Consider the following 24,441-nt stretch of genomic DNA (forward strand, 5'->3'; position numbering starts at 1 on the left):
CGACCTTTGCCGTATACCGAGAGCCGCGAATGCCCGATGACCGCCCTGCCGCCACAGGCCGCCCCGATGCCCTGCCCCTGCTCGATCGCGCCGAGGTCGGCGGGCGCCTGCGCCAGGTGCGCAAGGCCCGCCAGCTGACCCTCAAGCAATTGTCCGCGCTCAGTGGTGTACCGGTCTCGACCCTGTCGAAAATGGAGCTGGCGCAGGTCTCGGTGGGCTACGAAAAACTTGCCGCCGCGGCGCGGGCGCTGAATGTCGACATCGCCCAGCTGTTTCGCGCCAGTGGGCCGGTGAGCGCCCCAGTACCGGTGACCGTGGTGGTCGATTCCTTGCCCGCGGCGGCGGGCTATTCCACTGGCACCTACGACTACCACCCGCTTGCCGGGGCCTTTCCCGAACGCCGCATGACCCCCGCCTATGCCCGCATCATCGCGCGCGAACGCGGCCAGTTCGACGATTTCATCCGCCACCCGGGGCAGGAGTTCGCGGTGGTGCTGAGCGGGCGTGTGCGCATCGAGTTCGAAACCGGCGAAGCCGTGCGCATCGGCCCGCAAGAGACGGCGTATTTCGACAGCCAGGTGGGGCACATCTACCTGTCGGAAAGCGAAGACGGCGGCGATGCCTATGTGATGGTAGTGATGACCGACCGCTGATCGGCAGTGGGTTATAACCTAATAACGAACAAGTCTATTTGGCTATAAAAAACTCCCTATATGCTGGCGACCATCCGATCACGAGCAAAGCTGGGCAGTCGAGTAGCGTATGGATGTAGGTTCTTTCGGTTTCACCCTCGCCGGACTGGTGGTGGGCTTCATCGTCGGCATGACCGGCGTGGGTGGCGGTTCGCTGATGACGCCCATCCTGCTCTGGTTCGGTATCAACCCCGCCACCGCCGTGGGCACCGACCTGCTCTATGCCGCCATCACCAAGGCCAGCGGCGTCTGGGTGCATGGCCGCAACAAGAACATCGACTGGAAGATCACCGGCCTGCTCAGCCTGGGCAGCGTGCCAGCCGCGGCACTGACCCTGTGGTTCCTCACCACCCTGCACACCGATACCTCGGCGCTCAACGCCGTCATCAAGCAGGGCCTGGCCGTGGTGCTGATCCTCACTGCCCTGGCGATCCTGTTCAAGTCGCGCCTGCAGGCGTTCGCCAGCCGCCATGCCGGTGACCACTACCACCTCAGCGACCGTAACCTGAACATCCTCACCGTGCTCACCGGCGTGGTGCTGGGGGTGATGGTCACCCTCACCTCGATCGGTGCCGGCGCGCTGGGCACCGTGGCGCTGTTCCTGCTCTACCCGTTCCTGGTTACCCGCCGCCTGGTCGGCACCGAAATCGCCCACGCCGTGCCCCTGACCCTGGTGGCGGGCCTGGGCCACGCCGGCATGGGCAACATGGACTGGTCGCTGCTGGGCTACCTGCTGCTCGGCTCGTTGCCCGGCATCTACCTGGGCAGCCACCTCACCGGGCGCATTTCCGACCGTGTGCTGCGGCCGTGCCTGGCCACGATGCTGCTGCTGATCGGCTACAAGCTGGCGTTCTGACGGCGGCCCGGAAGGAACGCCAGGCTATGATCGGCACTCCAAGTAGGCGAAATGCCACCAGAGCCGATCCGATGCCTGCCAGCCCCAGCCCGTTACTCCTCGCCCTTCGCGAGGGAACCCTTGCCTGCCACCAGTCGCTCGAAGCGCGCCTGCCGTTCTTCGATGCCGGCTTCGACACCGCCGCCTACAGCCGGTTGCTGCAAGCCTATTACGGTTTCCACGCCCCGCTCGAAGCGTGCCTGGGCGCGTATCAGGAGCCCCTGCGCGCCAAGACGCCCGCACTTACCCAGGACCTCCAGGCCCTGAAGCTGAGCCCCCGTGAAATCGACACCCTGCCCATGTGCCAGGCCTTGCCGGCGATCCGAGACGAAGCCAGCGCCCTGGGCGTGATGTACGTGCTGGAAGGCTCGACCCTGGGCGGTCAGGTACTCAAGCGGGCAATGGCCGAGCGCCTGGGTCTGGGCCCCACCAGCGGTGCGGGCTTTCTTGATGTCTACGGCGCCCTGACCGGCCGCTACTGGCGTGACTTCCTAGACCGCCTTGGCCAGGCATCGACCGCCCCGGCGGCGCAGGCGGCCACCGTGCGGGCGGCAGTCGACACCTTCGAATCTTTCGAACGCTGGCTGGGGCAATGCCGTGTGCTCAACCCGGTGCGAATCAGCTGATCCACTGCAATAGGCCCCACACTGGCAGCGCAGCTACCAGCCCCACCGCCAGCCGTGGCCAGTAGGGCAACAGCATGACCAGCAGCAGCCCCGCCAGCGATATCATCGCGAACCAGGCCACCGGCCCCATGGCCCAGCCCCAGGCCTGGGCACAGAGCCACAGGCTGGCCAGCAGCGCCAGCCACCCCACCCCGCGCAATACCTTGCCCAGGGCCACCGGGCAGGCGTGATTCCATACGTGCTTGTAGTGCCGTTCCAGCCCTTGGCACAACCCGAGCATTCCGGCATAGGCGAACAGCGCTCCCCCTGCGACCAGCCACATCATGCTTCAACCTCCACACGTCGACCTGATCTGACCTTGCGCGCGGTCGGTTGCGCACGCTGAACGCGCCACGCCACCAGGCCCAGCAGCACTCCCAGCACCAGCGCGCACGCCGCCACACCCAGGCGCAGGCCATCATCCAGCCCGCCGAAAGCGACCAGGCCGATGCACAGCAGCGCCGCCAACCCCAGTTGCTCGACCCACGCCTGTCGCGCAGGCCGGATGCCCGCATGCAACAGCGCCAGCAGCCACAGACCGAAGAACGCGCGCACCTCCCAGGCTCCCCGCCCGGCCAGTTCGACCGGAAGCAGCCGGCTGGCCCACAGCAAGCCCACGCACGCCAGCAGCAGCCCGGCGACGAAGCCCACGTTGCACACCTCGGCCAGCCGATACCAACGATGCCCCGGCACTTCGGCGGCGGCGTACTTGCGCCCGCGCTTGACGCAGAACAGCACCAGGCCGCTGGCGATCATCACGCAGCTGATCACGCCGCAGACGAAATACAGCCAGCGCATCGCGTAGCCGCCGAACTGGGCGAAGTGCAGGCCGACCATCACCCGCTGGGTCAGGGGTGCCGCCCGCCACTCGCTGACGTCGCTGAGCAGCTGCCCGCTGACCCCGTCGAAGGCCATGGCCTGGCCCTTGGACAGCGCAATGCGGTTGCCCAGTTCGGGGCGGATCTCGATGCGGGCCCCGGCGGTGTTCGGATTGCGGATGTTGAACCCGGCGATCGGCCCCAGGCGCGCCTCGGCCTGGGCCAGCAGCGGCGCCACGTCGACCATTTCGGCGGGTTGTTTGCTCAGGCCCCGTGGTTGCTCCAGGCGGGTATTGCCCTGGGCCTGGAAGTAGGCGCGGTTGTCACCGGCGAACAACGCATCGACCCCTGCCGGGATGTAGATGAGCATGAAGATGACCAGCCCGGTGTAGGTGATCATCAGGTGGAATGGCAGCAACAGCACCGCGCTGGCGTTGTGGAAGTCCAGCCATGAACGCTGGCCCTTGTCGGGCCGGAAGGTGAAGAACTCCTTGAAGATTTTCTTGTGGATGACGATGCCGGTGACCAGCGCCGCGAGCATCACCAAGGCCAGCGCACCGACGACGAAGATGCCCCAGTTGCGCGGCAGGTCGAGGGTGAAGTGAAAGCGGAAGAAGAAGTTGCCGCCCACGCTGTCGCGTACCGCGATGGCCTCGCCGGTGCCCGGGTCGAGTTGCACCCCGCCGCCATGGCGCCGATCGCCGGTGGACACGCGCAACCCGGGTGAACGCTCGATCGGCAGGCTGACGCCCCAATTGCCGGCCTGCGGCTCATGGGCCTGCAGGTAGGCGATGGCGCGGTGCGCGGCTGCCGCTTGGGACACCGGTGTGGCCGGGATCTCTGGCTGCATCCAGTGGTTGAGCTCTTTGTCGAACACCGCCAGGGTGCCGGTGACGAAGATGGCGAACAGCAGCCAGCCGAAAATCAGCCCGGCCCAGGTATGCAGCCAGGCCATCGATTGCGTGAAGGTGTTCTTCATGCCAGCCACTCCAGGGCCTGGGGCCAGAAGCCGACCAGCGCCAGGGGGGCGGCCACGGCCAGCGGCGCCCAGGCGCGCAGGGCATCGCGGCTGGCGAAGGACCAGAGGATGGCCAGGGTGTAGAAGATGAAGGTTGGCAGGGTGGCGACGATCACGGCGTCGCCGGGTGACAGTGGCAATAGCCGGGCCAGGCAGGCTGTTGCGGCGTAGCTGAAGGCATAGCCGCCGAGCAGTGCGGCGCTGCTGCGGGAGAGGATCTGCAGCCAGGCGGGGACTTTGCTCATGGGAGAGTCCTTGAGGTTGTGGTGGCATCTGGGGCTGCTTTGCAGCCCTATCGCGACACAAGGCCGCTCCTACAGGGGCGTGTAGGAGCGGCCTTGTGTCGCGATAGGGCCGCAAAGCGGCCCCAAGGCTCAAAAGGAGATATTCAGCGAAGCAAACAGCGCCCGCCCCGGCTGGTTATAGGTATTGGCCCCCGAGCTGCTGGCATTGCCACCCCGGTAGATCTGCTTGTCGAACACGTTGTTCACCCCCACCCGCACGTCGTAGTTGGCGTTGAACCTGTACCCGGCACTCACATCCACCAGCCCATAGGCCTCGACATCCTGCTGCGCCTCGATGTCGTAGTTTTCCTGGGTGCGGTAGTTGTAGCTCGGCGACTTCTGCTTGCCGTAGTAGGTGCCGGCGACCTGGAACGACAGCTTGTCGGTGGCGCGCCAGTCGAGGGTGCTGTTGACCGTGTACTCGGGGATCACCGACAGCGGCTCGCCGGTCTCGCGGTTGTCGTTGTCGAGCATCCAGGTCAGGTTGGTGTTCCAGTCCAGCACCGGGCTCAGCTCGACGAACAGGTTGCCCTCGATCCCTTCCACCCGCGCCTCGCCGGCATTTTCCCACTGGGTCACGCGGCGCCCGTTGTTGATGGTGTAGAGCACATCGGTGCCACCGATGATCTTGTTCTGGTAGTCGTTACGGAAGTAGGTCGCGCTGGTACGCCAGGTGCCACGGTCGTACTGCAGGCCGATCTCCTTGTTGACGCTGATCTCCGGCTCGAGGTCGGCGTTGCCCTGCAGGTAGCAGCCGCCCGAGTTGCCCTGCTGCACGCTGCAGCCCTGGCCACGGCTGTAGAGCAGGTAGTTGGGGTTGGACTGGTACAGGTTCGGCACCTTGTAGGCACGGGCGATACCGCCCTTGAACGTCAGCGCTTCGGTGAGCTTGTGCGACAGGTTGAGGCTCGGGCTGAAGTTGTCGCCGAAGGTCTCGTGGTGGTCGAAGCGCAGGCCCGGGGTGACGGTGGTGTCACCGAGGATGATGTTGTCCTCGGCGAACAGCGCGTAGCTTTTCGCGGTCATCTTCGAGTCGCTGCGGTCGAAGCCGATGATCGCGTTGTTCCCGGAACCGCTCGGGTCGAAGCTCTGCGGACGGAACGAGCCCTGGTCGTTGAGCGACTCGTACAGGTACTCGCCGCCCAGGGTCAGCACATGCTCAGTGCTGCCCATGGCGAACGGCAGGTTCACTTCGCTGCTCAGGCGGGTATTGCGCAGCCGCGACACCGCTGCGCCGCTGTCGTTGATCGCACCTTCCGGACCGCCGGCCAGGCCCTCGTTGAGGCGCCAGTTGCGCACGTACTCGTAAGCCAGGGTGCTCTTGCTGGTGCCCCAGGTGAAGTCGCCCAGGTGCGTCAGGTCATAGGTGCTGCGCTGCATGACGTTGGTTTCATGGCCATACAAACTGGAAATCAGCTCGACGTCGCTGCCACCGTTGCTGTTCATGGTGTCGCCGGCATAGATGTTGCCCTGGCGGCTGTAGCCGGCGCTGGCTTCGAGGCGGTGCTCGTCGTTGAGCTTCCAGCTCAGCAGGCCGTTGATGTCCTTGTTGCGCACGCCCTCGCGGCCGGCGACCAGCGCGCTGTTGGCGTGGTCGGCGTTGATGTCCAGGGCGTCGGCGTCGGTCTTGGCCAGGCCACCGAACAGGCGGAACCCGAGGTTGTCGGTGAGCCCGCCGCTGAGGTTGAAGTTAGCGCGGCGGCTGGCGCCCTCGGCATTGTCTTCGGGCAATTGCGTGTAGAAATTGAGGTTGCCCTTGAACTCATCGGTGGGGCGCTTGGTGATGATATTGACCACCCCGCCCATGGCACCGGAACCGTAGCGCGCCGCCGCCGGGCCACGGAGGATCTCGATGCGCTCGACCGCCTCGGCCGGCACCCAGTTGGTTTCGCCGCGGGTGTCGCGGTCGCCGTTCCAGCCATAGCGCACAGCGTTGCGAGCGCTGGACGGCTTGCCATCGATGAGGATCAGGGTGTTCTCCGGACCCATGCCGCGCAGGTCGATCTGCCGGTTGTTGCCGCGTGCACCGCTGGCGCTGTTGCCGGTCAGGTTGACCCCAGGTTCCCGGCGGATGATGTCCGACAGGTCGTTGGCCGGTGGCCGGCGCTTGATGTCTTCAGCGGTGATGATCGACGAGCCCAGCGCCTGGCGCGCCTCGCGCTCGGCGGTGACCAGGGTGTCCTGGATCACCAGGGCGTTGTCGGCCGCCGGTACCTCCAGCACCTCACCGGCGCGCTGCTCGTCAGCTTCGGCGGCGTTCGCCAGCATGGCCGGCGATGCCAGGGCAACGAAGGCCAGGGCCAGGCTGTTGGGTGAGGTTCTGCACTGCATGGATACATCTCCTGCGAATCATGAGCGAAAAGGCACACCCTTGGCGCAAGCCGGGAGCCCTCGCCCACCGGCCGCGCAAACAGTGTTTGGGGGCCAACAGGGATGGTGAATATAGTGATTCTCAAATGAGTTTAAATCTTATTTACGAAACTTACATGTTTGTAACGGAACTTGTCCAAAGCACCCACGGCCCGTGTAGAGTCGTCACCGCACATCCCTGCCGCCCTTCCCGCCCACGTCGAGACACCGTGCTCATGCTCACCGCCACACTGATCTTCCTGTTCACCCTGACCCTGGTCATCTGGCAACCCAAAGGCCTCGGCGTCGGCTGGAGCGCTACCCTCGGCGCCGTGCTGGCGCTGCTGTTCGGCGTGGTATCGCTGCACGACATTCCCACCGTCTGGGCCATCATCTGGAACGCCACCGGCACCTTCATCGCCCTGATCATCATCAGCCTGCTGCTGGATGAAGCCGGTTTCTTCGAATGGGCCGCCCTGCACGTGGCGCGTTGGGCGCGGGGTGACGGGCGCCGCCTGTTCGCCTTCATGGTGCTGCTGGGCGCGGCGGTGTCGGCGCTGTTCGCCAATGACGGTGCGGCGCTGATCCTGACCCCGATCGTCATGTCGATGCTGCTGGCGCTGCGCTTCTCCCCCGCCGCGACCCTGGCCTTCGTCATGGGCGCCGGCTTCATCGCCGACACCGCCAGCTTGCCGCTGGTGGTGTCGAACCTGGTCAACATCGTCTCAGCGGATTACTTCGGCCTGGGTTTCAACGCCTATGCCGCGGTGATGGTGCCGGTCAACCTGGTGGCGGTGGCGGCCACGCTGCTGGTGCTGTGGCTGTATTTTCGCCGCGACATTCCGCAGCGCTACGCGACCGCTGAACTGAAGCTGCCAGCCATGGCCGTGCGTGATCGCGCGACCTTCCGTGTCGGCTGGGTGGTGCTGCTGGCCTTGCTGGCCAGCCTGTTCGTGCTCGAACCCCTGGGCATCCCGGTCAGTGCCGTGGCCGCGGCTTGTGCGGCGGTGCTGTTCGCCGTGGCGGCACGCGGCCATGTGATATCCACCCGCCGCGTGCTGCGCGAGGCGCCGTGGCACATCGTGGTGTTCTCGCTGGGCATGTACCTGGTGGTCTATGGGCTGCGCAATGCCGGCCTGACCGACTCGCTCACCGGCGCGCTGAACTGGCTGGCCGGGCACGGGCTGTGGGCCGCCTCGCTGGGCACCGGACTGATTGCAGCGGTGCTGTCGTCGGTGATGAACAACCTGCCCAGCGTGCTGATCGGGGCGCTCTCGATCCATGCCAGCGACGCGCAGGGGGTGGTGAGGGAGGCGATGATCTATGCCAACGTCATTGGCTGCGACCTGGGACCGAAGATCACCCCGATCGGCAGCCTGGCCACACTGCTGTGGTTGCATGTGCTGGCGCGCAAAGGGGTAAGCATCGGCTGGGGCTATTACTTCAAGGTCGGGGTGTTGTTGACGGTGCCGGTGTTGCTGGTGACCTTGGCGGCGTTGGCAGTGCGGCTGAGTAGTTGAGATTGCAGGGGCTGCTTTGCAGCCCCCTCCTCGTCAAGCAACCCTTTACTGCGCGGTGGTCGGCACAGGCTCATCGCTGACACGCAGCAGCCCCCACATGCCGCCCAGATTGCCGAATGCCGCATAGTCCCGGTACAGGTAGTCGCCAGGTATCGCGTTGGCGCCGCCGGCACTGGGGAACATGAAGCTGAAGTGCGCCGCCGGCAGTACGCTTTCCTGAGCGCCGATGTACATGGCCATGGGGTTGTAGCCAAAGCGCACCGAACCGATTCCCGCGTCCTTCATGGGGTAGCCCCAGAGGTCGACCCTTTCGGCCTGGAACGGGTTGAATGCCCAGACATGGCCGTCGAGCTGGAAGGTCGCGCCGCGACTGCCGCCCGAAGGCATCAGCACGTGGGTGCGGAACGGCTGCCCGGGCTTGACGCGCAGTATCGGCGTGACCGGGTCGCCGCCGACCAGGGCATTGCTGTAGGCCATGTGGGCGTTCGGGACGGCGCCCAGGCCATTGCCACCTGCCTGGCCGAACGGTGCGTTGGGCGCACGGGCGAAGCGGTACCACAGGGGCTCGCTCTTGTAGTTGATGGCCATGTCCGAGTTGTCTTTGGGGTCGTTGGGAATGCCCGGCCCTTCGGACGACATGTTCTCCACGGGCAAGCCGTTGGCCCAGCGCATGTTCAGGGACTTCTGCCAGACCGTGATGAAGTCGCGATAAGGGCTGGCGCCCGGTGCCTGCACCGTAGCCGACGCTCTGGAGGCAGCATCCTCCTGCCAGGTGGCGCCCGCTGGCGTCACCGACATGGCCGCCACCAGGCCTTTTTGCGGCTGCTTGATCGGGTCGGCCGGCATCAGGTTGAGGCCACCGAACTCGATGGGGGTCGCCTCGATCGTGTCGACGTTGCGCCCCAATTGCGACCCCACCGGCTGACCGGCGCGCTCCAGGTGCCCGGCATAGTACTGATAGGTCCGTGTGGGCCAGGCCCCCGTGTTGCCTGCCCGGGGCGCCACTGTCTGCACCGGGTTGCTGCCGACGTTGAAACCATCCGACTTGCTCACGTCGTAGGTCAGCAACTGGGCGTGCAGGCCGACGTGGCTGGACGGTCGCATCAGGTTGTTGTTGAACGTGGTCGAGCCTTGCGCACCGGAACGGTCACGCTTGACCGTGCCTTGCATCACCGCGAAGTTCGGCAGGTCCGGCATCATCAAGGGCAGGCGATTCTCCAGGGTGATGTTGATGCAATCGCCGGCGGCGGCGCGCAGTACCAGCGGCTCGACGGGCACCCCGGGCTTGAGCTTGCCAGTGACCGGGTCCAGGTCGGCCTTGCGCACATACAGGATGGCCGTCGGGTCGTGCAAAGGGCCGGACTGCCCGCCAATGGTGAAAGTCTCGCCATCTTCAGGGTCGAAGATCGTCACCTCTGGCACCGTCACCGGCCTTGGGTTGTAGACCAGGGTGCCGCCGAGCGTGTTGAGCGGGCCGCCGACATGCTGGCCGGCACCTGCCGGGTCGCCGAGGGTCAGACCCAGCGGGTTGGCGAGGATATCGTTGGCCAGCGCTGCAACCACCTCATAGTTGCGCTGCACTGTCGTGCGGTTGCCGACACCATTTGGATTGGGGGTGACGCGCGGACACACGCCATTGAAATTGACCGTGTTGCGCGCGGCCACCGGCCTTGGGTTGTTGGGCAGCGGGAACAGGTCACTGCGACTGAGCGAATAGTTGCGCATGATGCCCCACAGGCCACTCCAGTACCCCTCCAGGGAAGCATCCATGGAATACAGGTAATCGCCGGTATCGCTGGCCGCACTGGACATCATCGCTACCGGTGCCATGAAGCCGAGCTGCTCGGAAATCGCCACCATCTGCGACGCCTTCCAGCCGGTGTTGGAGCTATTGCCGAAGCCGCTGCCCGAATGCAGCCACTTCACGCCGTGCAACGTCAGGTTGTGCTCCTCTTCGTGGCCGCCGGCATTGACCCGCAGGCGCACGTTGTCGCCGGTATAGGTGCGTAACATCGGCGTGAACGGATCGCCCGGCAAGTCGCCTCGGTTGATGTGTCTGGGCAATACCGTGACCCCGCCGGTGGGGCCGGTCGCCGTGGTGATCGCGCTGGGGGCCAGGTTGAGTGCAGGGATCGCCCGGTCGGTACGGCTTTGCAGGGCATGGGCCAGGTCACCGGCCAGACCATCGGCCTGCATGCCCGGCTTGCCGTCTGGCGCCACCTTGTTCGGGTCGTAGACGCGCAGACCCAGGGGCTCATGGCGGTAGTTGACGACGAAGATGCCAGGGTCCGACGCCGAGATCGCTTGCGGGCACGGCCGCGTCGGGCACGTCAGCAGTTGGCCACTGGCAACTTCCACGACAGACTCCAGCAGGTTGGCGGCCGCCTTGCGCCCAGGCGGGTTGATGGCGTAGCGGAAGCTGTCCGCCGTGGCCGGGAAGGCTTGCGCATCGGGAATACCATCGGGGCCCGCGCCGACGTAGACACCGGCTTCATAGGCGTGCTGGAAGTCGCTGAACTCGAGGAAGAACTCGCGGTAACTGTCGTTCTTGTTGTCACCGTTGAGATCACCGGTCTCGATCACGGCTTGCCAGGAAGTCGGGCCGCCGTCCTGGCGCCCGCCGCCGTTATACAAGGCCTCGCCGGTTTCGGCGTGGTACCACTTGGAACCGGCAGGCTCGGCCAGCACGGTGGCGTACATGCCCACTTGCTGGTGGGTCGAAGGGCCAAGGTGGTCGTGGGTAAAGATATTGCCCAGGCCACGGTCGATGTTGTGCACGTTCACCACAGGGTCGGCGAACCAGCGTTGCAGCGTGGTGCGCGCACCCAGCCAGTCCGCGCGGTTGAATCGCCCGAAGTAAGGGTGCTGCTTGGCCACGGGGCAATCCTCGGTGCCTTCGCGTGGGTCGCCGTCCTGGCAATCGTTGAACCGGCGAATGGCGTGGATGCGTTCGACCACGGTGGACGGCGAGAGCACGCCATCTTCGTAGTTCCATCCATTGGCCGAGCCGTCGGCGGACGTCAGGTCCCACTTGGGCAAGTGGATGTGCTGGCCGATGACGTCGGTTGGCGTACGCACCTGGTAATCGTCCAGTTCGTAGACTGAAGGCACCAGGTTGGTGTGCTGGTACATGGTGCAGTCGAAGGTGTTCATGCGCATCACCAACGGTTCAGGTGGGCGCTGCTTGTTGATCACCGGCCACGCATCCTCCCACAGGGTGAGGATGCGGGTTTGCGGGAAGTGATAGCCGATCTTGTTGAACACGGCGTCGAACTGGATATTGGCGCCTTTGTAGACCCGAGGGTGATCGGCACTGAACGGCGAGGCGCCGGTGAACGACTGGGCGTCGAGACGCTCTCCGCTGTTGAAATTGCCGACGCCGGCACTGCGGGTCAGGCGTTTTTGCCGGTCGTCCATGCACGGCTCGAAAAACGGCGCACCCGCCACGGGAGGCGCTCCGTTGGTCAGGAAGTCGCGCGGCAGCGTTTGGCCATTGGGCAGCACGGCGAAGCTGGCATGCGCTGGCTTGGCGTGGAAGGCCATGGCCGACTGCTCGACCTCGGTGCCCTCCTCGGGGAAGTACACAGGTTTGGCGCGCCCCAGGCCCTTGCTCATGTCCAGCAGACTGGTGGTCACGTGCGCCTCACCGCCCGCCGCCCAGCCATCCAGGCCATGACGTGGCAGGCCGCCATCCCAACCGCCGGCCTGGGCCGGATCCAGCGCCGCCCACAATGCCTTGCCGCTGTCCTTCAAGGCCGTGGCCTTCTGCGCGTCGAGCATGTCCAGAGGTGGCGTGGGCGGGCGTTGGCCGACGGTGCTTTCAATGCCGCCGATCCAGAACGGGAAGCCCGGGTTTTTCAGGGTGCCGTCGGCGTTGCGGTTGGCTTCACTGCGATCGACCAGGGCCAGCGAGCCGACGACTCGCGGCGCAGCCGGCGTTTGGCTGTCGTCACCCGGCTCCTGGCCTGCGGCCAGCGTTTCACCGCCCATTTTAGGAATCACTACCACCTTGCCCGGCATCGGCGGCAGGGCCTTGCCCGGCAAGGGCACGACCGCCGGAATGGGCGTGCCGGCGACGATCTCGCCATCGGGCAAGGCCCGGGCGCCCGAGGCCGGCAAGCCACTGCGCAGGGCAAACGGCTGCGCATGGAAGTTGTTGTTGCCCGCCTGGGTTACCGCCAGGCGCGTGCCCTCTTCGAACACATCATGGATACGCCACATGGCCCACATGCCTTGGGCGAAATGCGGGTAGAAATGGCAGTGATAGATCGCATCGCCGGCCACCCGGTTGCGGTTGCCGGACCCACCATGGGCGATCTCGTAGGTGTAACCCGAGCCTGGGCCGACGCCCTGCGCATCCATGTAGTCGGAGTTGTCATCGTTGGGGTTGAACAACCACTGGTGACCATGCAGGTGGAACACGTGTTGCTCGTAACCCACGCTGACATTGCGAAACTTCACCGCATCGCCCAGGTAGCTGTGGGCGACGTTGGAAGGCTCGGCCGGATACAGCGCCATGCTGGCCTTGATACCGACACGGTCGGCGGGCGGTACCTGGCCGGGCGCCAGCATCTCGAGGCCAACGTTGGCCGGCACGTCCACCTGCATCGCGATATCGCCGGTGGTGTGTGCACTGAGGAAGAATTCTTCATAGGCGCAGGACAAGCAATCATGCATCGGGCCGACACCCACCCGGTTGGCGATGACCTCGGCGCCCATGCCACCGGAACCGTAGTTGACCATGAAGGCGTCGCGCGCCGGATCGAGCATCTGGCCGAACACGGGGTCGCCCCAGAACCCTGGAAACGCCTGGACAACAGCTGACTGGTCGTGGAACACCGCCGCGAAATCGCGGAACGGCTCCAGGCGATTGGGCAGGCTGGGGTTACGCTTGCCCTGGCTTTCAAGGGGATAGGTGGTCGGTGGGAAACTGCCATCGGCATTGGGGCCCATGATCACGGCGTCGGCATTGCTGGCAATGATCTCGCTGCCGTCGACCATGCTCAGGATCGGTTTGCCGGCCTTGCCTTCTGCGATCCAGGGTTCAAGCACCGGGTAGCGCGCCTGGTAGTCGATGATGGGCTGGCCGGCCGGGGTTCGCCCGCGCGTGGCCAGGCGCATCTCTTCTTCGGTGACCGTGTTGTGATAGGCCCGCCCACCTTTGGGCAGCACCACCACCTGGCCGAACAGGCCGTTGCCGACGTTGCCGGACGAGCCCTCGCTGCCGAAGGTGGCGCCGTAGCTGGTCGCCGCGAAAGTGCCTTCGCGTTCGGCATAGAGGGTGTAGGTACGGCTTTGCCCGGGCGCCAGCAAGGTGTTGTCGTTACGTCCGCTGTTGGCGGAAATATCGTTGATCGATCCAAATGCCTGTAAGCCGTTGACCTGGAAACCCACATGACGGTCGGCGACTTGAGCGTCGACATGCAACTCGCCGTTGGCGGCGTTCTCGTGATCGTTGCCCTGGCCATTGGGGTTGGCCTGGAAAGCCAGCAGGTTCTGCAGGTTGACCGTCAAACAGTCTCCGGCGGCAACCCGCAGTACCAATGGGCGCGGCCGCTTGTCCGGGCGCAAGGTGACTTGACCGGGAGTGGCGCTACCGCCTTGGGTGATCAACACCCCATTGGTGTCCACCACATCCCCGCGCAGGGCAAACATCATGCCGTTGGGGTTGTGCGCACCGAGCCGGTTGAACATCAGCGGCTGGTCCATGGCCACGACATTGGCCACCAAGGTGCGCTGGCACTGCACCGCCGCCTCGGCCAGCTCCCCCCCCGTGAGCCATACGCCGGCAAGCAACGCCAATCCTTGCGGCCTCCTCAACCAGCAACGTAGGCGTTCAAGATCGATTTGAGCGTGCAAGTGTGCGCAGGTCATTTGGGCGGGCCTCCAAGTCAGCAGCACAAACATGGCTGACCTTCGAGCTCGCAAATATCGCGCCAAAATAAATCAAGTTTGAATTCAACCAGTTGCGAAGTTGCCGCCCATAACGGGGAAGGATACTTGCCCCCACTAATCCCCCTGCCTCCCCAAACTTGTTTCAAATTATGTAGGAAAACCAGGAATGCACGCGCGCGCGAATAACTGTCACACAAGCGTCATCGATTAGAAAAAATCGGAATTGTATTGCCTGTAGTATCACCGGTGAAACGCTCGCGAGGCTTGACGGCGCCACTCCCGCCAAGATCAAAGTTCCCCACCACTGGGCGAATTCCCCCATTAGCATCAATTTCGACAGGCACAAACTTCCATTTGAGAACCCGCCGGACCCTTTTTTATTCAATAAAAGTGGAGGATCGAGCGACACCACTGCAGCATGAAACACCAGGAATATTCATTGCTAGCTGAATAACGCGAACCGCTTTAACACAGCGGTAACCCATGCCCAGACAGACCTCACACCAACTAATTTCGATTCAAGTATTTCGCAGGCGATATCGCGCCCACGACCTTTTTGAGAATTAAACAGGCACGATCGTTGCTGATGCCGATTCAGAACCTTTCGACCGAGCTGCACCACCCAGCCTGCGTCATATCCAGAGGACTGAATCATGCAAAACAGATTGACCCTACTGGCAAGTTCTATCCTGCTTGCGTCATTGAGTGGCGGGACGGCGCAGGCAGGTCTCTACGCCGTCGACCCGGGTATCCCCGGAGAGCGCCCGTACCCCCTCGATAGCGGAAACAAGACGGGTTACGCCGCCTGGTATCAGGACACCCATGGCCGAACCCTTGACCTGTGCCTGAGCAAGGCCGTCAGCTCGCGCACAGCACCCACGCCCGGGGCGCCTGCCTACATGTGCGTGCTCAACCCGGCACCAGGGGAATTCGATGACACCCAGCCCATCGTCTTCCCTACCAACTATCCAGACGAAACCTTCTGGTTCGCCGCGGACGGCGCCATTACCGACGCCGCCAGCGGCATCGACCTGACCTATGTCGCGGCCATCGAAGCCGCGTTCAACGGCGAGGTCGCTGACGGCCACCAACTGAGCTTCGCCCGTATTCGCATTCGGGTGGATGTCCCCGCAGCCGGCGTCTACACCGTCACCCACCCCTACGGCGTCGACGTGTTCAACGTCACGCCGGAAGAGTTCGCCGACACCGGCGGCACCCGGGCGATCAACATGACCCGCGATATCGGCATCGGCCCGTCCGGCGATTATGCCGGCGCGCTGAAGGGCGACATCGGACCGTTCCTGCGCAGCCTCAACGGCCCTTATACCGAGACCAACCCGGAAACCGGCCAGCAGGAGACCTACATCGGCGACCCGAGTCTGGAAGAGCCAGTCACTGGCAGCCCCTTCAATACCAACTACCTGCGTATCCAGGGCCCTAACGGCATCGATACGCGCAGCGATACGTTCTCCGTTTCCGGCAAGCTCAGCGCCGTGGATCTCCCCGCCCCGGCACTGGTCCAGCGTGCCACCTACTCAAGGGGAAGCACGTCCGGTGGCGTGGTCGCGCATCAGGATGTCTTCACCATGGCCCCGCCGCCTCCCGGTACGGCCAACTTCCTGGACAGCGCGGGCACTTCCGTGACCATGACCGAAGCCAACTCGACCGGAAGCTGGTATGGCCAGTCGACCGTCGACCCATCGCTGCCGGCGGTCCTGCAAGTGACTGTCGACAACCACCTGGCGATCCCTACCCTCCATGCGCCAACCACCGTGCCTGTGCACCTGACCGATCTGGTCACCATCCGCCGCGCCGAGTACAGCCGCAGCAGTGGTCGACTGACCATCGAGGCCTCGACCAGCGACCGCATCACTCCGCCCAACCTGACCGCCTACGCCGGACGCAGTGGCGCGCTGATCGGTGAACTGTCCGGCGGTGCCGACAAGTCCCTGTCGCCTAACGCCGGCACAGTCCCGCCAGCGACCATCCGGGTGACGTCGGCGAACGGCGGCAGCGATACAGAAGAAGTGGTCATCGTCCAGTGACCCATCCGAATTCGGATCAAGCGCCAGGAGCTAACATGAACAAGTGGCCACGCTTCATCTTCAACACACTGAGCCTGTCCATCGCCATGGTGGGCGGTGCCAACGCCGCGCTGCAGAGTTTCGACCCGGGGCCCTACACCCTCGCCACCGGCCGGTTCCCCATGTGGTATCAGGACTTCAACAATGTGAAGCTGGAGCTCTGCCTGTCCAAGACAGTCAGCAGTCGCGCGCCGGGCACCGTAGCTGCCCCCGGCTACATGTGCACCATTCCGGCCGAAGGCGGCTTCAACCCCGCCGAGCCCATCATCTTCCCCAACAACTGGCCAGGTGAAAGCTTCTGGTTCACCGCTGACGGCAGCGTCGGTGACCGCACCTTCGGCATCGAGCAGTACGTTGCTGCCCTGGAAGCGGTGGCCGGCGAAGGCGAGATCATCGATGGCGAACAGCACAACTTCGCCCGCATCCGCATCCGCGCCGCAGTGCCCACTGCGGGCATGTACACCGTGCGCCATCCGTACGGTACCAAGGTGTACGTGGTTGCCACCCCAGGGCGGCGGGCGATCAACGACACCAGTGATATCGGCATCGCCACGCTCAACTACTCGGGGGCTCTGCAGGGCGCCCTCGGGCCGTTCCTGTACAGCGCAACTGCCCCCAACAGCCTGACCAACGAAGCCGGCCTGGAAATCGCCCGCTACTTCACCGAGACCAACCCGGAAACCGGCCTGCAGGAGAAGTTCGTCGGCGACCCGAACCTTGCGGACGCGGTGCGCGGCAGCCCGATCCTCGATGCCCAAGGCAACCCGCAGAACTATCTGGAGATCTCCGGCCCTGCGGGCACACTGCGCACCGATGTGTTCGCTATCTCCGGCAAGATCTACGACGACCGCACCCAGACGCCGGTGGAAGTGGAGCGCATCACCTACCAGCGTGACAGCAGTGGCTCGCAGGTCGAAATCTTTGCCGACTCGTTCCGTACCAACAGCGGTACCCAGGCTCAGACCCCGGCTGCATCGACGGTGTGCTACCGCACCACCCTCACCCTTACCGGCACACCACCGGGACCGTGCCTGCCCAACGCGAATCTGCTGACCGACAACAACGGCTACTTCTACACCACCTTCGCCACCCCCGACGCGCCGCCCTCGGTGGTGGTGCTGACAGCCAGCGAATTGGGTGGCGCGACCAAACCCACCTCGGTATCACGCACGCCTGTCGATGTGGTGAAGGTCAGTACGGCTCGATACGACCCGGACAATCACCGCCTGACCATCACCGCGAGCTCCAGTGACAAAGTCCTTAATCCTGGCCTCGTCGCCCAGGGATACGGGCCTCTGCCAGGAGACGGAACGCTGGTGGTCAATGACCTGACCCAGCCACCGGAAAGCGTTACGGTCAAGTCGGCTGCCGGCGGCTCGGACAGCGAACCGGTGACCGTCGCCGGCATCGTCGATGTCCCTGCCGAAAACCAGAAACCGCTGGCCGTGGCGGATACCGTCAGCACCAACGCGGGTGTACCGATCACCCTCAACGTGCTGGCCAATGACAGCGATCCCGACAACAACACGCCGCTGACCATCGGCAGCTTCGTACCGCCGGCGGCCGGCCAGGGCACGGTGGCGCTCAATGGCACCACCAGCCTGACCTACACACCACCGGCCACCAATGCCCCGCTGCAGGCGACCTTCAGCTACATCGCCAGGGACAGCAAAGGCCTCGATTCGGAACCGGCAACCGTCACGGTCAACGTGATCCCGAACCCGCCACCGGTCGCCACGAACGACACCGCAGCCAGCCAAGGCGGAACGCTGACGCTCAATGTGTTGCTCAACGACGCCGGCAGCACGCCCTTGACCGTACTCCTCCTGACCCAGCCGGCGGCTGGCCAGGGCACTGTCAGTACCGACGGCACCGTGGTGACCTACACCGCACCGCAGAATGTCACCGCGGCCTTTACCACCACCTTCACCTACCAGGTCCGGGATGCGTTCGGCACACTCTCGGCACCGGCCACCGTCACCGTGCAGGTCACACCGCAGGCCACGCAGGAGAACCTGGTGGTGACCAGCGCCGTGGCAAGGGCGCGCGCCAACGACCGCTACACCTGGGACCTGTCCGGGACCTCCTCGGCGGTGGTCGGCAACACCCTCACCGCTCAGGTCACAACCGCCAACGGGCTGGTCACGGTGGGCACCGCCACAGTCCCGATCAGCGGCCGCTGGCGGATCTCGACCACCACCACGACGGTGGTGCCGAGCGCCAACCCGACGATCACGATCCGATCCTCGCTTGGCACCGTGCGCACGACACCGTTGGTGATCCAGTAACCCACCGCCCCGCCTCCTTCCCGGAGGCGGGGCTTACCCCTTGACGGAGACGCTCAACATTTGACCGTCCACAACTGATCGATGCGTGTGGTGTAGGACTGGCTCATCATCTCCCTCCTCATCCCCCAGTCCGGTGCCACGGGCACACTGGCAGCCCGCATGGTCCCGCGCCCCCAACGCGCGTTGATGTCATCCATCACTTGCATCAGCCGGTCACAGGCCACCGACTGCTTGAGCGCGAACAGGTCCTCTGAAAACTCACCCGGCTGTCGCAGATCCATGAGCAGTACTTCGGCCTTGCTGTAACGGAAACCCGGCCGGAATAGCCGCGCCACCGCTTCGGTCGCAAGCCGGGTCATCAGCAGCGTGTCGCAGGTGGGATAAGGCAACTCGACCATCACGCCCTGGGCGTGATGCGCCTCGTCCGGATTGAACATCCCGGTGCGGATGCTCACGCGCATGCGCTTGCAGACGGAACGCTGGGCCCGAAGCTTTTCCGCAGCGCGCCCCATGTAGGTGGCGACCGCCTGCTTGATCGGCGCGAGCTCGGTCAGGCGGGTGCCGAACATTCGGCTGCAGCAGATCTCCTGCTTCGGCGGCGCGGCCTCGTCCAGTTCAAGGCAGGGCGTGCCGGCCAGCTCGCGGGCGGTCTTCTCCACCACCACGCTGAATTTTTGCCGGAGCGTCCAGGCGTCGGCCTTGGCCAGGTCCATCGCCGTGCGAATGCCCATCGCCTCAAGGTGAGCCGTCATCCGCCGGCCAATCCCCCACACCTCTTGCACTTCGGTATTGCGCAACACCCAATCACGTTTGAACGGGTCGGTGATGTCCACTACCCCACCCGTCTGCGCCAGCAACCGTTTTGCCGTATGGTTGGCCAGCTTGGCGAGGGTCTTGGTGCCGGCAATACCCACGCCTACCGGGATGCCGGTGCACCGCAGGACCCTTGAGCGCACGGTTCGGCCAAACTGGGTGAGGTTTTCCTGAATGCCGGTGAGGTCTGCGAAGCACTCGTCGATGCTGTAGACCTCGCTCGCCGGCACCATCGACTCAATCAAGGTCATGATCCGTTCGCTCATGTCGCCGTACAGCGCATAGTTGCTGCTAAACGCCATGATGCCGTGCCGGCGCAGCTTGTCCTTCACCTGGAAATAAGGCTCGCCCATCTTCACGAAGGGTTTGGCGTCATACGATCGGGCAATCACGCAGCCGTCGTTGTTGCTGAGCACGACGATGGGGGTGCGCAGCAGGTCGGGGCGGAATACGCGCTCGCAGCTGGCGTAGAAGCTGTTGCAATCGATCAGGGCGAATACGGGGGAAGGCTTCATCGGACGGCATCGCGAATACTGTATTTATATACAGTTAATCATATCCCCTCGCGCGGCCGCTACCCGCCCATCCGATTTGCATCCTGCGCCCTGGCTCCTACAGTTTCGAACGTAGCGCCACAGCCGAGGTTGCGATGCGCAGCGCCGAGAAAACCGCCCACACGGCCTTGCCGAAGATCCCCCGCAGCGTCTGGGCTTTGGGGTTCGTGTCGATGTTCATGGACATTTCCTCGGAGATGATCCACGCCCTGTTGCCGCTGTACATGGTCACTGTGCTCGGCACCTCGGTGGTGGCGGTGGGCGTCATCGAAGGCATCGCCGAGGCCACCGCGTCGATTACCAAGGTGTTTTCCGGCGCCCTCAGCGACCGGCTGGGCAAGCGCAAGCTGCTGACGGTGCTGGGGTACGGCCTGGGCGCGCTGACCAAGCCGGTTTTTCCCATGGCCTCGGGGCTGGAATGGCTGATCGGGGCGCGTTTCGTCGACCGGGTCGGCAAGGGCATCCGCGGCGCGCCGCGGGACGCGCTGGTGGCCGATGTGACCCCGGTCGAGCTGCGGGGGGCGGCGTTCGGCCTGCGCCAGGCGCTGGACACGGTCGGCGCGTTCCTCGGGCCGTTGCTGGCGATCCTGCTGATGTGGCTGACCGCGAGCCATTTCCAGACGGTGTTCTGGGTGGCGGTGATCCCGGCGTTTCTCGCCGTGTACATCCTGGTGGCCTTCGTCCGCGAACCCCCGGCCTCGACACCGGGGCACCCGCCACGCTCACCGCTGGCGTGGCACGAACTGGCGCGGTTGGGCCCGGCCTACTGGCGCCTGATCGGCCTGGCCATGCTCTTCACCCTGGGCCGTTTCAGCGAGGCCTTCCTGCTGCTGCGTGCCCAGGACATGGGCCTGGCCCCCTTGTGGGCGCCCGCCGTGCTGGTACTGATGGCGCTGGCCTACGCGCTGTCGGCCTACCCCGCCGGTGTGCTGTCGGACCGTATCGGCCGACGTGGGGTGCTGATGCTGGGGCTCGGCTTGCTGATCGCTGCCGACCTGCTGCTGGCGCTGATGCCGGGCTGGGCCGGGCTGGCGTTGGGCGTGGCGGCCTGGGGGCTGCACCTGGGCTTTACCCAGGGCATCTTCGCCGCGCTGATCGCCGACAGTGCGCCAGCCAACCTGCGCGGCACGGCCTTTGGCCTGTTCAACCTGCTGACCGGGCTGGCGCTGCTGGCCGCCAGCGTGGTGGCGGGGCTGCTGTGGGATGGGGTGGGCTTCCAGGCGACCTTCCTGGTGGGGGCCGGCTTTGCCGGCGCTACCTTGGCGGCGGTAGCGATGAGGGCTTCATGAGTGCGGGTCGTGGCTGCGCACGCTGAAGGTCACCACGCCCCAGATGGAAAATTCGTCACCCTCCATGATGTAGCGCGGCGCGAAGCCCGGGTTTTCCGAACGCAGCACCACCTGTCCACCGATACGGTGCAGGCGTTTGCACAAGGGCTCGCCGTTGACGGCGGCAATCACGATGTGGCCATGGCGCGCTTCGATCGAGCGGTCGACCAGCACCAGGTCACCGTCGAAGATCCCGGCGCCCTGCATGCTGTCGCCGTCTATCCTGACCAGGTACATGTGCGGCGCCCGCAGGTTGAACAGCTCGTCCAGCGAGATGGGTTGCTCCATGTGGTCCGCCGCCGGCGAAGGGAACCCCGCCGGAATGCGAAACAGGTAGCGCGGCAGCGCAGCGCCGCCACAGGTGAGCGGCCCCAGGATGGAAGTCATGTCGCAGCCTTGCATGATAACTGTATACATATACAGTAACGATATGCCTGCGGTGCGGTCAATTGCCCCCGTAGGAAATTTCGACAAATGGGGGTGCATACCATGTGCGGACGCTTCGCCCAGTACCAGGGGCTGGCCGATTACCTGCGTGAGCTGGACGCCGAGCAGGACGTGATCAGCGGTTACGACAATGCGCCCATCGGCCGCTACAACGTGGCTCCCGGCAGCCGCGTGCTGATCCTGCACAACGCCGCCGATGGCCTGCGTATCGACCCCTGCCATTGGGGCTGGGCGCCGTTCTGGGCTACCGGCAAGCGGCCTGCGCCGATCAATGCGCGGGTCGAGACGGTGACCACCGGCAAGTTCTTCAAGGCCCTGTGGCCTCAGGGGCGGGCCTTGGTGATGGCCGACGGTTGGTACGAATGGGTGACCGACCCGCATGACCCCAAGCGCAAGCAGCCCTACTTCATTCGCCTGAAAAGCCAGGCGCCGATGTTCATGGCGGCGCTGGCCGAGGTGCGTGCGGGGTTGGAGCCGAACGAAGGGGATGGCTTTGTGATCATCACCGCGGCGAGTGACGCGGGGATGGTCGATATCCACGATCGCCGGCCGCTGGTGCTGGGGCCGGCGGATGCGCGGGCGTGGATCGACCCCGAGGTGCCCGCCGAGGAAGCCGAGCGGCTGGCGCGGGAGCGGTGCTTGCCGGTGGAGGCGTTCGAGTGGTTTGCGGTGGGCAAGGAAGTGGGGAACGTGCGTAACGAAGGGGCGGAGTTGATTGTGATGCATGACGTGTGAATGGCTGGGCTGCTACCGGCCCTATCGCCGGCAAGCCGGCTCCCACAGGGACCTCACAGATCTCAAGGCCTGTGGAGTGCCTGTGGGCTCACAGATCTCAAGGCCTGTGGAGTACCTGTGGGAGCCGGCTTGCCGGCGATAGGGCCATCAGAGCCCCCTCACACTTGAAGCTCGACCTCCGGCTGCTGCTCCAGGAACAACCACCCCCCCTGCCCATCCACTTCCAGCCGATGGGTATGGAAGTCCGCCAGCGTACTGCGATGCCCGACGCTCACCAGCAAGGTCTGCGGCATCTCGTTGCGCAACAACGAATACAGCATATGCTCCAACCCTTCATCCATCGCCGACGTCGACTCATCAAGGAACACCACCTGCGGCCGGTTGAACAACACCCGGGCGAACGCCAGGCGCTGCTGCTCACCCACCGACAGAATGTGCGACCAGTCGCAGCTCACCTCCAGCCGATCCACCAGGTGCGCCAGGTTGACCTGGCGCAGGGCCTGCTGCATGCGCGGCGCGTCCTCGGCCGTGCTGCCCGCCGGGTAGGCGATGGCGGTACGCAGGTCGCCCAGCGGCAAGTACGGGCGCTGCGACAGGAACAACGCCTGGGTGCCCGTGGGTCGCCTGACCTCACCCTCGGCATAAGGCCACAGGCCCGCCAGGGCGCGCAGCAAGGTGGTCTTGCCACTGCCCGAAGGCCCCTTGATCAACAGCGCCTGGCCAGCGTGCAGGCGCAGGTCGAGGTCGGCGATCAGCGCATGGCCGTCGGGGCGCAGCACCTGCAGGCCGGTGATGTCCAGGGCATGCGCCTGCTCCTCGGTGAGTACCCGCGGCAGCGCGGCAGCCTGCTGGTTGGCGTCGAGAAAACCGGTCAGACGATCGAGGGTGGCGCGGTACTGGGCGAAGGTGTCGTAGGACTCACGGAAGAACGACAGTGAATCCTGCACCTGGCCGAACGCCTGGGCGGTCTGCATGACATCGCCAAGCTTGATCGCGCCGCTGAAGAACCGTGGCGCCTGGAGAATGAACGGGAACACCACGGCGACCTGGCTGACACCCAGGTTGAAACCGCTGAACTTCAGGTTTCGGAACACCAGCGCCCAGACATTGACGATCAGCGCACCGAAACGCCCGAGCAGGGTCGCCCGCTCCACCGGCGCACCTTGGTAGAAGGCAATGTTCTCGGCATTCTCGCGCAGGCGCATCAGCGCGTAACGGAAGTTGGCGGTGAGTTTTTCGTTGAGGAAGTTCAGGCGGATCAACGGCTGGCCGAGGCGGAAGGCGATCCAGGTGGCGACCAGCACGTACAGGTAGACGGCAAACACCATCGCCCGGGGGATTTCGTAGCCGGCCACCGCCAGCGGCGCCGACAGGCCCCAGAGGATGCCGGTGAAGGCCACCAGCGAGACCAGCGCACTGACCGCGCCGAGGGCCAGCGACACCGAGTTGGTGACGTAAGAGTTGATGTCCAGTTCGATACGCTGGTCGGGGTTGTCCACCGGATGCTCGAGGAACTGGCCGCGGTAGTAGGCATCGCCTTGCATCCAATCATGGGTCAGGCGTTCGGTCAGCCACACACGCCATTGGATGCTGAAGGCCTGGGTCACGTAGAAGGTGAACAGCGAACGCAGCACATGGATGGTCGCCAGCACCGCGAACACCCCGAGCAGGTACCAGAACGCGGTTTGATCGAGGGCCTGCAGGGCGCTGTAGAAGCCGTTGTACCAGAACGAGAACAGCACGTTCAGGCGCACCGAGAACAGTGTCAGCACCAGCAGCAAGGCGAACACCAGCAAGGGCCGCCAGCTGCGCCGGAAGGTGAAATAGGGCCCGGCCAGTTGCCAGAACTGGCTGCCCCAGCGCGTGTAGCGCACAGCCAGGGCAGCGGCGGCGGTAAAGCCGATGAGGGTGATGAACGAGGCGATTGCGAGCCAGATCAGGCTCTCTTGCAGGGCCTGGTGCCAGTTCATGTCCATGGTGGGTATCCGTGCAGAGTGTTTCCGCGAGCGTAGCATTGCGGGCAGACTCGCCCGGCATTCATGACGGACATTTCATG

Annotated in this window: 17 protein-coding genes; 8 read left to right on the forward strand and 9 right to left on the reverse strand. The window is 64.9% G+C overall.

Features of this window, described 5'->3' with window-relative positions:
* The first annotated feature begins 29 nt into the window (after positions 1 to 29).
* The 3 genes from ACIPZB_RS23905 to ACIPZB_RS23915 all read left to right on the forward strand — a co-directional run bounded on the left by ACIPZB_RS23905 (position 30) and on the right by ACIPZB_RS23915 (position 2,213).
* Positions 30 to 653 (forward strand): helix-turn-helix domain-containing protein, encoded by a 624-nt coding sequence (locus ACIPZB_RS23905; RefSeq protein ID WP_400643000.1) that lies wholly within the window; start codon positions 30 to 32, stop codon positions 651 to 653.
* A 109-nt stretch (positions 654 to 762) separates the two neighbouring features.
* Positions 763 to 1,548, forward strand: coding sequence for a sulfite exporter TauE/SafE family protein (locus ACIPZB_RS23910; protein ID WP_400643001.1), 786 nt, complete (start codon positions 763 to 765; stop codon positions 1,546 to 1,548).
* A 71-nt stretch (positions 1,549 to 1,619) separates the two neighbouring features.
* Positions 1,620 to 2,213 (forward strand): biliverdin-producing heme oxygenase, encoded by a 594-nt coding sequence (locus tag ACIPZB_RS23915; protein ID WP_400643002.1) that lies wholly within the window; start codon positions 1,620 to 1,622, stop codon positions 2,211 to 2,213.
* Here ACIPZB_RS23915 and ACIPZB_RS23920 read toward each other — a convergent pair.
* From ACIPZB_RS23920 to ACIPZB_RS23935, 4 genes are all read right to left on the reverse strand, one after another.
* On the reverse strand, positions 2,206 to 2,538 hold the full coding sequence (locus tag ACIPZB_RS23920; RefSeq protein WP_400643003.1) for a DUF3325 domain-containing protein: 333 nt from the start codon (positions 2,536 to 2,538) through the stop codon (positions 2,206 to 2,208). The two genes, ACIPZB_RS23915 and ACIPZB_RS23920, sit on opposite strands and share 8 nt — an antisense overlap.
* Entirely contained in the window at positions 2,535 to 4,049 is a 1,515-nt protein-coding gene (locus tag ACIPZB_RS23925) for a PepSY-associated TM helix domain-containing protein (RefSeq protein ID WP_400643004.1), read from the reverse strand. The genes ACIPZB_RS23920 and ACIPZB_RS23925 overlap by 4 nt, the downstream gene beginning before the upstream one ends.
* Positions 4,046 to 4,333 carry an iron transporter gene (locus ACIPZB_RS23930; protein ID WP_400643005.1) on the reverse strand — a complete coding sequence of 96 codons (288 nt, stop codon included), beginning with the start codon at positions 4,331 to 4,333 and terminating at the stop codon, positions 4,046 to 4,048. The genes ACIPZB_RS23925 and ACIPZB_RS23930 overlap by 4 nt, the downstream gene beginning before the upstream one ends.
* 129 nt (positions 4,334 to 4,462) lie before the next feature.
* Positions 4,463 to 6,703, reverse strand: a complete 2,241-nt coding sequence (locus tag ACIPZB_RS23935) for a TonB-dependent siderophore receptor (protein ID WP_400643006.1) — start codon at positions 6,701 to 6,703, stop codon at positions 4,463 to 4,465.
* 254 nt (positions 6,704 to 6,957) lie between these two features.
* Here ACIPZB_RS23935 and ACIPZB_RS23940 point away from each other — a divergent pair, with 254 nt between their 5' ends.
* Positions 6,958 to 8,241, forward strand: a complete 1,284-nt coding sequence (locus tag ACIPZB_RS23940) for an arsenic transporter (RefSeq protein ID WP_400643007.1) — start codon at positions 6,958 to 6,960, stop codon at positions 8,239 to 8,241.
* A 45-nt stretch (positions 8,242 to 8,286) separates the two neighbouring features.
* Here ACIPZB_RS23940 and mnxG read toward each other — a convergent pair whose 3' ends face one another.
* A complete protein-coding gene (mnxG, locus tag ACIPZB_RS23945; RefSeq protein ID WP_400643008.1) occupies positions 8,287 to 14,115 on the reverse strand; it encodes a manganese-oxidizing multicopper oxidase MnxG in 5,829 nt (1,942 codons plus the stop codon).
* Between the two features lie 674 nt (positions 14,116 to 14,789).
* Here mnxG and ACIPZB_RS23950 point away from each other — a divergent pair.
* A complete protein-coding gene (locus ACIPZB_RS23950; protein WP_400643009.1) occupies positions 14,790 to 16,181 on the forward strand; it encodes a hypothetical protein in 1,392 nt (463 codons plus the stop codon).
* Positions 16,182 to 16,216: 35 nt separating this feature from the next.
* Positions 16,217 to 18,508 carry an Ig-like domain-containing protein gene (locus ACIPZB_RS23955; RefSeq protein ID WP_400643010.1) on the forward strand — a complete coding sequence of 764 codons (2,292 nt, stop codon included), beginning with the start codon at positions 16,217 to 16,219 and terminating at the stop codon, positions 18,506 to 18,508.
* Positions 18,509 to 18,561: 53 nt separating this feature from the next.
* On the opposite strand, the gene umuC is transcribed toward ACIPZB_RS23955, so the two are convergent.
* Both umuC and ACIPZB_RS23965 read right to left on the reverse strand, forming a co-directional pair.
* Entirely contained in the window at positions 18,562 to 19,836 is a 1,275-nt protein-coding gene (gene umuC, locus ACIPZB_RS23960; RefSeq protein ID WP_400643011.1) for a translesion error-prone DNA polymerase V subunit UmuC, read from the reverse strand.
* Between the two features lie 97 nt (positions 19,837 to 19,933).
* Positions 19,934 to 20,056: a hypothetical protein gene (locus ACIPZB_RS23965; protein ID WP_400643036.1), complete on the reverse strand. Its 123-nt coding sequence runs from the start codon at positions 20,054 to 20,056 to the stop codon at positions 19,934 to 19,936.
* On the opposite strand from ACIPZB_RS23965, the gene ACIPZB_RS23970 reads away from it, so the two are divergent.
* Positions 20,043 to 21,164 carry an MFS transporter gene (locus ACIPZB_RS23970; RefSeq protein ID WP_400643034.1) on the forward strand — a complete coding sequence of 374 codons (1,122 nt, stop codon included), beginning with the start codon at positions 20,043 to 20,045 and terminating at the stop codon, positions 21,162 to 21,164. The two genes, ACIPZB_RS23965 and ACIPZB_RS23970, sit on opposite strands and share 14 nt — an antisense overlap.
* On the opposite strand, the gene ACIPZB_RS23975 is transcribed toward ACIPZB_RS23970, so the two are convergent.
* Positions 21,159 to 21,590: a LexA family protein gene (locus ACIPZB_RS23975; RefSeq protein ID WP_400643012.1), complete on the reverse strand. Its 432-nt coding sequence runs from the start codon at positions 21,588 to 21,590 to the stop codon at positions 21,159 to 21,161. The two genes, ACIPZB_RS23970 and ACIPZB_RS23975, sit on opposite strands and share 6 nt — an antisense overlap.
* 102 nt (positions 21,591 to 21,692) lie before the next feature.
* On the opposite strand from ACIPZB_RS23975, the gene ACIPZB_RS23980 reads away from it, so the two are divergent.
* Positions 21,693 to 22,385, forward strand: a complete 693-nt coding sequence (locus ACIPZB_RS23980; RefSeq protein ID WP_400643035.1) for an SOS response-associated peptidase family protein — start codon at positions 21,693 to 21,695, stop codon at positions 22,383 to 22,385.
* Between the two features lie 158 nt (positions 22,386 to 22,543).
* Here the strand turns inward: ACIPZB_RS23980 and ACIPZB_RS23985 are convergent, their stop codons facing one another.
* Complete coding sequence (locus ACIPZB_RS23985) at positions 22,544 to 24,361, reverse strand: ABC transporter ATP-binding protein/permease (RefSeq protein ID WP_400643013.1); 1,818 nt, start codon at positions 24,359 to 24,361, stop codon at positions 22,544 to 22,546.
* Positions 24,362 to 24,441 lie beyond the last annotated feature (80 nt).

It is taken from the genome of Pseudomonas sp. NPDC089396, from assembly GCF_044749545.1.
Lineage (GTDB): Bacteria > Pseudomonadota > Gammaproteobacteria > Pseudomonadales > Pseudomonadaceae > Aquipseudomonas.